Source organism: Plantactinospora endophytica (assembly GCF_016862915.1).
GTDB classification, from domain to species: Bacteria; Actinomycetota; Actinomycetes; order Mycobacteriales; family Micromonosporaceae; genus Plantactinospora; species Plantactinospora endophytica.
In genome coordinates, this window is the sequence record NZ_BONW01000004.1 from 77,405 (window position 1) to 88,695 (window position 11,291).

Sequence of the window (11,291 nt, forward strand, 5' to 3'; positions counted from 1 at the left end):
TTCTCCCGGCGTACGGCACCATCTTCCGGTGTACGGCCACCTTCTCCGGGCGCACGTGCCGGCGTACGGGCGTCGGGGAAGGTGGGCTCAGGATAGTCGCGGCACGCCAGAATCGATCGACGACTGTCGGTTGCCGGCCGCTCGGTCGGCGGACGTACCCGGCCGGGTCGGTGCAGTTGGCCACGATGGTGGAGAGCGACCGGGCAGGCGTACCAGTCCGGTCCGGTAGGCGATGACGACGGTGAGCACCGCCAGCCGCTCGACGGCTCCGGCCGGCGGCTCCGACTGGGCCCGGATACTCAGCCTCGGCTCGGCGCCACGGCTCATGTTCGGTCGACCGGGGCCACCGACACTGCTGGAATGACCGAGACGCTGCGTCGACTCTCCGCTCCGTCCACAGTCGCGTCACCGGGTCTGCGCGTCGGCGAACGGTGGCGGCGGACCCGGCTGTCCCTCGCCGGCCGGGTACGGGACGCCCTGTTCCGGCTCGCCCGGTGCCATCCGGCCGGCTGGCGGTGGCTGGCCGCTCGGCACCATCCGGTACTGGACCGGCTCGCCGAGGCTAACGCGCGGGCGGTCTGCGCGCTCGCCGCGCTGGACGTGCCGGCGTACCGGGCCTTCCTGGGGACCCGGCCGGGCGGTGCCGGGCCGGCACGGGTACGGCGTCGGCTCGGCGACTTCCCGGAGACCGACAAGGAGAACTACGTCGTACCGCACGACGCCGCCCGGCGCTGCTGGGGCGGCCGACTGCCGGCCCGGGGCGTGGTGGTCGACGAGTCGGCCGGCTCGGCGGGCCGGCCGTTCAACTGGCCGCGAGGCGAGCGGGAACTGCGCGCGGTGCACCACGACGTCGCCGGCTACACCAGCCTGGTCTTCCCGATGCGCCGGCCGTTCGTGATCAACGCGTACTCGATGGGCGCCTGGGCGACCGGGACCACCACCGGTGCCGCGATGGCCCGGATCGCGGTGGTGAAGAACACCGGCCCCGACCTCGGCAAGATCGTCGACACGCTGCGCGAGTTCGGGCCGGACTTCGACTACCTGGTGACCGCGTACCCGCCGTTCCTGAAGCACCTGCGGGACCGGCTCGATGCCGACGGCTTCGACTGGGCGAGCTATCGGATCTCGGCCAGTTGTGGCGGTGAGGGGATGACCGAGGCGCTGCGGAGCTATCTGGAGGAGCGGTTCCTCCGGGTACGGTCGGCGTACGGCGCCTCGGACCTGAGCATCGGGATCGGCGCCGAGACCGCGTTCACGGTGTGGCTGCGGCGTCGACTGTGGACAGATTCGGCGTTCCGGGCCGAACTGCTGGGCGTCGACGAGCAGCGGCTGCCGATGGTGTTCCAGTACAACCCGTTGGCCAGTTATCTGGAGACCAACGGGCGGGGCGAACTGCTCTGCACGTTGACCAGTCTGGACGTGCTCCAGCCCCGGCTGCGGTACAACGTCGGCGACGAGGCGGTGCTGCTGCCGTACCGGAGGATCCTCGATCTGGTCCGGGCCGATCCGGACCGGGCGGCCGGATGCCGGGCGGCGCTGGCCGGCGAACGGATGACACTGCCGGTGCTGCTGCTGTTCGGCCGCCGCGACTCGACGGTGTCGTACCTCGGCGCCAACCTCTATCCGCAGGACGTCGAGTACGGCCTCTACACCGGAAACCCGTACGCCGCCGAGATCGGTCGGTTCTGTCTGGCGCTCACCGAGAACGCCGCCCTGGAGACGCGGCCGGTGGTGCACCTCGAACTGCGTCGCCCGCTGGCCGGGCCGGTCCGCGAGGCGCTCGCCACCGCCTGCCGGACCGGGGTACGCCGGCACCTCGCCGAGGTCTCCCGGGACTTCGCCCAGTCGTTGACCGAGGACCCGACCGCCGGCGAGATCCTGGTGGAGCTGCACGAGGCGGGCACCGGCCCGTTCGCCGGAGAGCAGAAGATCAAGAACGTCTACCTGGTGGGTGGTTGAGTCATGCGTACCCGCGATTTCTCCCGGGCCCCGGCACAGGCGCGGGCCGGCGCGATGTTCGTCGGCGCGACCCGGTACCGAAGCCCGCTGGCGATCCTGCGGCTCTGGCCGGTCTGGCTCCGGATGGTCCGCGACCTGCGGCGGATGTCCGGATACCGCTGGCACACCGTCTACTGGGAATATCCGTTCACCCTCGGCACGATAGCGTTCTTCGCCGACCGGGACGCGATGCTGCGGTTCGCCCGGTCCCGGCACCACCGGAGGTTGATGATGTGGGTCACCGACGGCACCCGGAACGCGACCGGCGGCTACATCCGGCTCTACACCGCCGAGCCCGACGGTTACTCCAACGGCGTGTGGCGGGCCGAGTCGACCGAGATGGCACACATCCCGACCTTCACCCCGCTGACGACGGAGCTGACCGGACCGGCGGTGCGGCGATGACCAGCGGCCCGGCGGGCACCGGCGGCGCGGCGACGACCGGCGGTGCACTGTCCGAACTGGAGCGGGTCGTCGACCGGCGCGGCCTGCGCGAGTTCCTCGCGTTCACCGACCGGGTGTACGCGGACGAGCCACGCTTCGTGCCACCCGTGCGCCAGCAGGTCCGGCGCTGGTGGCGGGAGGGCGTACCGATGTACCTGCTCCGGGACGGCGTCACCGGGGAGGTGGTGGCCCGGACCACCCTGCACACCGACGCCGCGTTCGACGCCAAGCTCGGCCGGCGGTGCCAGTTGTTCGGGCTGACCGAGTTCACCGAGCCGGCGGCGGAGCCGCTCTTCGACGCGATCACCGCCGCCGGCCGCGCCGCCGGGGACCGGGAGGCGCTCTTCGGCCCGGTGGCGTTGCTGCCCGACCAGGCCGGCGGGATCATCACCTCCGGGTACGCCGACCGGGGCTTCATCGACAGCGCCTACAACCCACCGAGGTACGTCACCGCCTACGAGTCGTACGGCTTCCGGCGGCGGTTCGAGTCGGACACCTGGATCTGCCCGGTGACACCGGCACCAGCCGAGGCCGAACGCGTCGCTGCCGGGCCGATCGGGGTTGAGCCGGCGGGCGATGGAGCGGAACTGCGGGTGCACCGGGGGGACCTGCGGCGGCTGGACGAGCAGCTCCACCTGCTGCGGGAGCTGCTGAACGCCTCCTTCGCCCAGCTCGGCTACTACACCGAGATCTCGATGGAGGAACTGCGCCAGCAGACCGACGGGCTGGCGTACCTGCTGGACGAGTCGTTGCTGCTCTACCTGACCCGGGACGGGCGGCCGGTGGCGTTCGTGCTCTGCGTACCGGACATCAGCGAGTTCGTGGTCCGGGTCCGGGGCAACCTGAACCCGGTGAACCAACTCCGGCTGCTGGCCACCCGGCGGCGGTACCGGCGGGAGGCGGTGCTGATCGTCAAGGGCGTGCTGCCGGAGTACCAGGGGTGCGGCTACCAGCGCCTGCTCTCGGCAGAACTGCGCCGGAACCTGCACACCGGCGGCTACACCACCCTGCGCAGCACGTACGTCGGACGGGACAATCCGGCCTCGGCCGCGCAGTTCCGGGGGATGGGCGGCCGGCCACTGCACGGGTACACCTTCTACGAGAAGGCGCTGTAGGTGGACGTCGCGGCGTTCCGCGCGCTGGAGCCGCTCTGCTGGCGGGCGCCGAGCGCGCACAACACCCAGCCGTGGCGGCTCGACTACCGGGCCGGGGCGATCGGGGTGGGCTGGGATCCGGCCGACACCCTGCCGGCGGCCGACCCGTCCGGCCGGGACCTGTGGCTGTCGCTGGGCGCGTTCGTGGAGACCTGCCTGGTCGTCGCCGCCGACGCCGGGCTGCGGATGGAGTTCGTCGCCGACCACCGGGCCGAGGACCGCCGGGTGGGCTGGCTGCGCGAGTCCCGGTACCGCTACCACAGCCCGTTCGGCGCGGCGCAGGTGCGGGACCGGCGTACCCACCGGGGCCGGTTCGTGGCGGGACCGTCGGCCGAGGTGATCGACGCGGTGCGCGCCGTCGCGGCGGCGGCGGGCGGAACGATCCGGGTACTGCCCGACGCCGCCCTGTCGACCCGACTGCTCCGGCTCGCGGACCGGCAGTTGTACGCCGATCCGGCGGTGGTCGCCGAGCTGCGATCGTGGCTCCGGCTCACGCCGGGACACCCGGACTACCACGCGGACGGGCTCACCGACCGCTGCCTCGGGTTGTCCCGGGGCGAGGCGGTCGGGTTGCGGGCGGCGCTGGCCGCGTACCCGGTGCTGCGCCGGCTCGGACTGCCCCGGCTGCTCGCGGCGGCGGCCGGCGACCCACTGGCGCTCGGTGGTGCCGTGATCGTGCTGGTCGGGCCGGCGGACGCCGACGGGACGACGCGGGTCGGTCTCGGCCGGGTGCTGATGCGGATCTGGCTGACCCTGCACACGGCCGGACTGTCGGCGCATCCGCTGAGCCAACTGATCGACGCGCCCGCCGCCAAGGCCACGCTGGGCGCGCTGCTGGACGTTCCGGCGGAACGCCTGGCCCACGTCGCCCGGGTCGGCAGGCCGGCCGACCCGGCGCCACGCTCGGCACGCCGGGTCGACGACATCGGGTAACCGCACTGTCGGCCCTCGGACAGCCGCGCCGCCGTCGTTCGTCACCCCTCCCGTCGTCGACCTGCCGCAGCGACGGCGCCAGCCGTGGCCAGAGCGGGACCTGGCGTCGACGGTCACCGAGCGCACCTCGAAGCCGCGCAGGCCGGCTCAGCGACGCCCGGCCGCCGAACCGATCTCGACGACCCGGGCCCAGGCCGGCGGGGTGTCCGGCACGTACTCGGAGTTGTGCTCCTGCCAGGACCGGGCTGCTCTCGGACGGGGAAAGAGCCCGACCACCGTCCGGCACGCCGGCTGCGCCTCCGGCCACGGCGTCTGGCCGTCGGTCAGCACCACCACCACGTCCGGGGCGGGGCGCGTCCGGAGCGCCCTGGTGAAGCCGGTACGCAGGTCCGTCCCGCCGCCGCCGACCAGCGGGATCCCCTCGGCCCGGCAGAGCGGGTGCACGATCCGCGCCGTCGCGTCGCACGGCAGCACGGTGACCAGGTCACGTCGGCCGCCGACGGCGCGGCCGATCGCGGCGACCTCAAGGAGTGCGCTACCCAACTCGGTGTCGCTCACCGACCCGGAGGTGTCGATGACCACCGAGACCCGGGGTGGCCTGCGCCGCAGGCTCGGCAGGATGACCCCGGGCAGGCTGGCGGACCGGCGCGCCGGCCGGCCGTACGTGTAGTCCTCGCCCGCGCCGGGGCCGCTGGCCGCCGACCGGATCGCCGCCCCCAGCAGTTCCCGCCACGGCTGCGGCGGATGGAACACCTCCTCCGCCCACCGCTGCCAGCCCTGCGGAGCGGTACCCGGCCGGGCGGCGATGCCCTCGGCCACCCGGAACCGTACGGCGTCCCGCTCCTGGTCGCTCAGCCCGTACGCGCCGTCCCGGCCCAACTCCCACTCCCGGTCCAGCCCGTCGGCCCCACTGCCGCAGTCCAGCCAGACGAGGTCCCCGGTGTGCGTGCCGAGCCGAAACCTGCCCAGGTACTCCTCCATCAGTTTTCCGTCGGGCATGCCCAGCAGCTTCGGCTCGACGGCGCCGTCGGGCCGGGCCAGCCCGTCGCCGTACACGTCGTCGTTGATCTCGCAGTCGGCGGCGATGTTCATCCGCAGCCGTTCACCGGACCCGGTCAGCCCGTGCCGGGTGGCGAACCGGTCGCTGCGGCCGTGGTGGTCGCGGAGCAGGTGGGAGACCTCGTGCACCCACACCCCGGCCAGTTCCTCCACCGGGGTCCGGTCGACGAACACCGGCGACACGTAGCACCGCCAGTGCCGGTCCACGGCCATCGTCGGCACCCGGCGCGACTCCACCACCCGCAACGCGAACAGCGCCGTCGCCAGGTAGGGCCGGACCCGGGCGGCATGCAGCCGGGCGGCGAAGAGCTTCTCGACGTCGAGGGCACCGGAGGCGCCGACCACCCCGAAGACCCGGGAACCGCCGTCGGTCGAGCGGGAGCCGGTGGGGGAGGAGTGGGATCCGCGCACGCCCGTGGCCGGCGGCACGGGCGAGGTCGCTCCGTCGGCGGAGTGGGAACGGGTGGGCGAGGAGTGGGATCGAGTGGGGGAGGAGTGGGATCCGGTGGGGGCGTGGGTGCCGGGGCCGGGACGGGGGCCGGAGGCCACTGTGGCGGCGGGGGTGGCGGCGGCTTCGGCCGTCGGGTCGGTCATCGGCCGCTCCCGGCACCGGCGGCGACCCGGGTGGCGGCCTTGTCGGCCTGTCGGGTCAGGGACACCGCCCCGGCGAGCCGCTCGATCGACGCCGGCACGTCCCAGTCGGGCCGGCGCAGCGCGGCGAGGGTGTTCGCGGGTACCACCACCAGGTCTGGAGCGCCGGTGTCCAGGGCCCGGACCAGCAGTTGCCAGGCGGCGTCCCAGCGGGACCGGTCCGGCTGTTTCCAGACCGCCTCCACCACCCCGTCGAGTACGGCCTGGCGCAGGTCGCCCCGCTCGGGCAACTCCGCCCCCGCCGGATCGGCCAGCAGTGTCTCCGGGTCCGGCAGGTCCAACCGGTCCAGGCTGGCCAGCAACTCCAACCCCGGGCCGTCGCCGACCGCGCCCCGGACCAGCATGGACAGCACCTCCCGGGAGGTACCGGCGGCGGTGGCGAAGGCGACCAGCCGCAGGGTCATGTCCCAACTCCGGGGCGACGGCCACGCGCCGCCCCGGCGGGCCTCGCTGTTCGGCAGCCGGTGTACGAGCGTGGGGCGGGCGGTAAGCAGTCCGCACACCGCCCGGCGGGCGAACGTCACCGCCTCGGACAGCCGCGCCGGATCGAGCCGGGGCAGCGCCGCCCGGGGCCACATCCCGCCGAGACCACGCACCACGACGTCGTGGTCGTACGTCCACTGTAGATGCACGAAGCGGTTGGCCAGCGGCGGGCTCAGTTCCCAGCCGTCGGCTGCCGAGGACCGTGGATTGGCGGCGGCGACGATCCGGACGCCGGCCGGCAACCGCAGCGCGCCGACCCGCCGTTCGAGTACCAGTCGGAGCAGCGCGGCCTGCACGGCCGGTGGTGCGGTGGAAAGCTCGTCCAGGAAGAGCAGCCCCCGGCCGGCCCGTACCAGACGTACGGCCCAGTCCGGCGGGGCCATCGGCACGCCCTGCACCGCCGGGTCGTCGCCGAGCACCGGCAGGCCGGAGAAGTCGGACGGCTCGTGCACGCTGGCGATCACCGTGGTCAGTGGCAGTTCGAGCGCCTCGGCAAGCTGGGTCAGTACGGCCGTCTTGCCGATCCCCGGCTCGCCCCAGAGCAGCACCGGCAGGTCCGCGGCGACCGCCAGGGTCAGCGCCTCCAGTTGCGGGTCGGGCCGGGGCTCGGTGGCGGTGTCGCCCAGCAGGGCCAGCAGATCGGCCGCGACCCCGAGCTGCGCGGACGAGGCCGCCAAGGCACCCGACCGGACATCCGGCAAGGCGGACGCGGAAGCGGACACACACGGGGGCGCGGCCACGGACGCGGAATGGGACGTGGCCGTCGAAGCGGACGGAGACGGGAGCGCGGAAGAAACGGAGGTATGCATGTTCGATCACCTGTGTATTCGAGTCGAGGGCCAGTGAGGCCGGGGCGGTCCCGGTTGGCAGGTCGGACGGGAAGGCGGAGTGGTCCGGCGGAACCGGGGAAGGAAGGAGGTCTTCGGTGACGCGGGTCAGCGGGCCGTCGCGTGGCGCGGATGTCCCCGGTAGCCGCGCGAGGGTCGGGCGGACCGTCCTCGCAGGTCCGGGCGGCGGCGCCGGTCGGGCTTCGCGGCCGGGACCGGCCGGTTGTCGGCCAGTCCCGCCCGGTACAGCCCGTGCGAGACCCGGCGCAGCGCAGCCGTTTCGAGTTCGTCCCGCAGGGCACCGGCGCGCAGCAGCGCGTCCGGGCCGAGCAGCTTCTCGACGGTGGCCAGCGCCCCGGCGGTGTCGCCGTGGTCCAGCCGGGCGCGTACGTCGACGAGGCTCTCCGGAGACCGGTGCGCCTGGTCGATCATCTGCAGGCAGGGCAGCGGGGTACCGCTCAGCGCGGCCAGCAACTCCTCACGGCGGATCTCGGCCGGATCGTGGTCCAGCGCGGCGAGAATGCCGTCCACCAGGCCGATCCGGTGCCGGGCGCCACGACACTCGACGAACCGGATATCGGCCTCGTCGTCCCCGGCCGGTCGACTTCCGGCCACCGGATGGTCCGGCACCAGCGCCGCCGCGACCAGCGGGTGCAGCCGGTCGGCCCCGATCAGCCCGGCGTGCAGCAGCGCCACGTCGGGCGGTACCCAGATCGCCGCGTCCGGCAGCACCGGTAGCCCGGCGGCACCGGCCCGCCCCGACGCCCTGCTGATCCGAAGCCCGACCCCGGCACCGGCATCGGCGTCCGGAGCGCCGGCCTCGGCGTCCGGTACCAGGTCGAGCAGCAACCGGTGCCGGGAGCCGAGCCGGACCACCACGCTGGCGTCGCCGTGCCCGTCCGCCTGGCGCAGTAGTCGCAGCTCGGCGGCCCAGGTGTGCACGGCACAGTCGAGCTCGCGCAGCCCGTCCGGCACCGCCGGGGCGGGATCCTCGGCGGCGGGCCGGTCAGCGCCGGACCGGACCCGGAACTCGCCGGCCCGGGACGCGTCCCAGAGGTGTCGGTGCAGGTCGAGCCGGTACCGCCGGTCGGGACGGGGATGCGGATGCGGGCCGGGCCGGTCGTCCGGTCGGGCGGGATCCCACAGGGCGAGGCTGATCCGTTGCCCGGCGTCCGCCCAGGCCGGCGGAGTCCGGGCCACCAGGTGCGGCGCTGCCCCGCCCGCCTCCGGGTACCGGGCCAGCGAGACGGTCAGCCCCGGCCGGAGCAGGCCGTCCGGAAGGATCCTCGGCATGTGCCAGCGCAGTAGGTCGGGCGCCAGCCGGCTGAGGTCGGCCCGGATACGGACTGCCAGCTCCCGGCCGTACTCGCGGGCCACGGCGCGCAGCCGGAGGTCCACGTCGACGCGTGCGGCGGCACAGGCACCGGCCCAGTCGCCGACGGTACGGCGGGCGGTGGCTGATTCGATCATGGAACGCGGCACGGCGAACTCGCGTACGTGCCGCCAGAAGGCGAGCCGGGAGTTCCTGTCCACAGTGGAAGAGCGCATCAGCACTCACCTTGCGTGGACGGGACCCCCAATCTGCTGAAAGAGGTGTTCATCGCCGAGCAGACTACCGCCTCCCGCTCCGCCGGGCCAGGCGCGACCATCCGGTGGTGGCCCGGTCAGGCCCGGAGATAGGCGAGTACGGCCAGCACCCGGCGGTGGTCGTCGATGGCCGGCGGCAGGCCCAGTTTGCTGAAGATGCTGTTGACGTGCTTGGCGACCGCTGCCATGGAAACGTCGAGCCGTCTCGCCACCGCCGCGTTCGACCTGCCCTCCGCCATCAGCGCCAGCACCTCCCGCTCGCGGGCGGTCAGCCGCTCGATCGGGGCCTGCGCCCGGCGCCGGCTCAGCAGTTGGCGTACCACGTCGGTGTCGATGACGGTGCCGCCCCGGGCGACCCGGTCCAGCGCGTCGACGAACTCGGTCACGTCACCGACCCGGTGCTTGAGCAGGTACCCCACCCCGGCGCCGGTCTCGACGAGTTCGGCGGCGTAGGTCTGCTCGACGTACTGGGACAGCACCAGCACCGGCAGGTCGGCGTGTCGGCGGCGCAGCTCCAGTGCGGCCCGCAGTCCCTCGTCCCGGAAGTCGGGTGGCATCCGGACGTCTGTCACCACCACGTCCGGTACCTCCTCGGCGACCGTGGCGAGCAGTCCGGCGCCGTCGCCGACGGCCCGTACCCGGTGGCCGAACCGGCTCAGGATCTGGTGCAGGCCCTCACGGAGCAGCGCCGAGTCCTCGGCGATCACGATCCGCACCGCAGCCTCCTTCCGCCGGCTGTCACGACCCGCAGGGCTTCCCTGTCGTTCACGGGCGCCACGGCAGCTCCACCCGCAGCGCGGTCGGCCCGCCCGGTGGGCTGGTCAGCAGGATCCGGCCGGCCAGCACCGAGACCCGGTCGGCCAGACCGACCAGGCCGGTACCCCGGGCCGGATCGGCACCGCCGACCCCGTCGTCGCGTACCTCGATCGTCAGGTCGTGGTCGTCGCCGTCGCCGTCGTGTTCAACAGTCACCCAGGCCCGGTCGGCCCGGCTGTGCCGTACGACGTTGGTCAGCGCCTCGGAGACGACGAACCAGGCCGCCGCCTCCACCGGCTCGGGCGGGCGGGCGACCAGCCGGACCGCCACCTCGACCGGTACGGCGCAGCGCCCGGCCAGCTCGGCCAGGGCCGGCGCCAGCCCTCGGTCGGCGAGTACCCGTGGGGAGATGCCGCGCACCAGGTCACGCAGCTCGGCCAGGGCCTGGTTGGCCTCGTCGTACGCCCGAGTGACGAGGTCCCGGGCGGCCGGTGCCGGTGTCTCGGACAGCTCCAGCCTGGCCAGGCCGAGCGTCATGATCAGCCCAGTCAACCGCTGCTGGGCACCGTCGTGCAGGTCGCGCTCGATCCGCCGCCGCTGCGCGTCGAACGCCTCCAGGATGCGCGCCCGGGAGCGGCTCAACTCGACCACCTCGGCCCGGAGCCCCTCCTCCGGCGGCCCGGCCAGTACCGAGCGGGTCAGCGCGGCCCGACCGGCGGCGTACGCGGTGGCGAGGTAGAGCAGCACCGGCAGTACGACGACGCCGGCCCCGGTGGCCAGCAGCGACTCCGGTCCGCCGGTCACGTCGAACCAGAGCACCTCGACCGGCCGGTACTCCGTCGGGGTGAGCAGCATGACGAACGGAAAGCCGAGCAGGTACACCGCGCAGAGCACCAGCATCGCCACGCAGAGGTCGAGCCAGGCCAGCCCGAACGAGAACAGCAGCGCGTAGCCGAGTTCCCGCCACGTGCTGGTCTCCCGGAACCGGGTGCCCAGCCACGCCCACAACCCGGACCGGCCGGGCCGGCGGTGTGCCGACAACGCGGGCGTCCGGTCGACGAGCCGCAGCCGCCAGCGCTCCACCCGGGCCAGCGGAAGTCCGGCCAGTAGCACCACGACGCCGGCCGCCGGCACGAAGACCAGCACGAGGACGCCGGCCAGCCACAGGATCGCGACGAGGACGGCGGAGAGCAGGTAGCCGAGGGCACGCCACGGCCACCACGAGCCGAGGAACCGTCCGGGATGGCCGGTCAACGCGTGCCAGGCGGTCCGGGCGGGCACCGGGCCGGGTAGCGCCTGCTGGAGTCGGACCTCCGCCACGGCGCACAGCCTACGCCGGGGCCGGCCGGCGGAGCGGACGTCACCGCGCGGGGTAACGCTGGCACTACCCCGCCGGGTA

At 73.9% G+C, this 11,291-nt stretch carries 9 protein-coding genes; 4 read left to right on the forward strand and 5 right to left on the reverse strand.

Annotated elements, in window-relative coordinates:
* The first annotated feature begins 360 nt into the window (after positions 1–360).
* The 4 genes from Pen02_RS06075 to Pen02_RS06090 are packed head-to-tail and all read left to right on the forward strand — an operon-like array spanning position 361 to position 4,529.
* Entirely contained in the window at positions 361–1,959 is a 1,599-nt protein-coding gene (locus tag Pen02_RS06075) for a phenylacetate--CoA ligase family protein (RefSeq protein WP_203864939.1), read from the forward strand.
* Between the two features lie 3 nt (positions 1,960–1,962).
* Positions 1,963–2,403: a DUF4188 domain-containing protein gene (locus tag Pen02_RS06080; RefSeq protein WP_203864940.1), complete on the forward strand. Its 441-nt coding sequence runs from the start codon at positions 1,963–1,965 to the stop codon at positions 2,401–2,403.
* A complete protein-coding gene (locus tag Pen02_RS06085) occupies positions 2,400–3,557 on the forward strand; it encodes a hypothetical protein (protein ID WP_239140131.1) in 1,158 nt (385 codons plus the stop codon). The genes Pen02_RS06080 and Pen02_RS06085 overlap by 4 nt, the downstream gene beginning before the upstream one ends.
* A complete protein-coding gene (locus Pen02_RS06090) occupies positions 3,558–4,529 on the forward strand; it encodes a nitroreductase family protein (protein ID WP_203864941.1) in 972 nt (323 codons plus the stop codon).
* A 147-nt stretch (positions 4,530–4,676) separates the two neighbouring features.
* Here the strand turns inward: Pen02_RS06090 and Pen02_RS06095 are convergent, their stop codons facing one another.
* The 5 genes from Pen02_RS06095 to Pen02_RS06115 form a co-directional block, all read right to left on the reverse strand.
* Positions 4,677–5,933: a vWA domain-containing protein gene (locus Pen02_RS06095; RefSeq protein WP_203865160.1), complete on the reverse strand. Its 1,257-nt coding sequence runs from the start codon at positions 5,931–5,933 to the stop codon at positions 4,677–4,679.
* A 245-nt stretch (positions 5,934–6,178) separates the two neighbouring features.
* Positions 6,179–7,399, reverse strand: a complete 1,221-nt coding sequence (locus tag Pen02_RS06100) for an AAA family ATPase (protein ID WP_239140133.1) — start codon at positions 7,397–7,399, stop codon at positions 6,179–6,181.
* Between the two features lie 258 nt (positions 7,400–7,657).
* Positions 7,658–9,097, reverse strand: coding sequence for a hypothetical protein (locus Pen02_RS06105; RefSeq protein ID WP_203864943.1), 1,440 nt, complete (start codon positions 9,095–9,097; stop codon positions 7,658–7,660).
* Positions 9,098–9,213: 116 nt separating this feature from the next.
* Positions 9,214–9,852: a response regulator transcription factor gene (locus Pen02_RS06110; RefSeq protein ID WP_203864944.1), complete on the reverse strand. Its 639-nt coding sequence runs from the start codon at positions 9,850–9,852 to the stop codon at positions 9,214–9,216.
* Positions 9,853–9,901: 49 nt separating this feature from the next.
* Positions 9,902–11,212 carry a sensor histidine kinase gene (locus tag Pen02_RS06115; protein WP_239140134.1) on the reverse strand — a complete coding sequence of 437 codons (1,311 nt, stop codon included), beginning with the start codon at positions 11,210–11,212 and terminating at the stop codon, positions 9,902–9,904.
* Positions 11,213–11,291 lie beyond the last annotated feature (79 nt).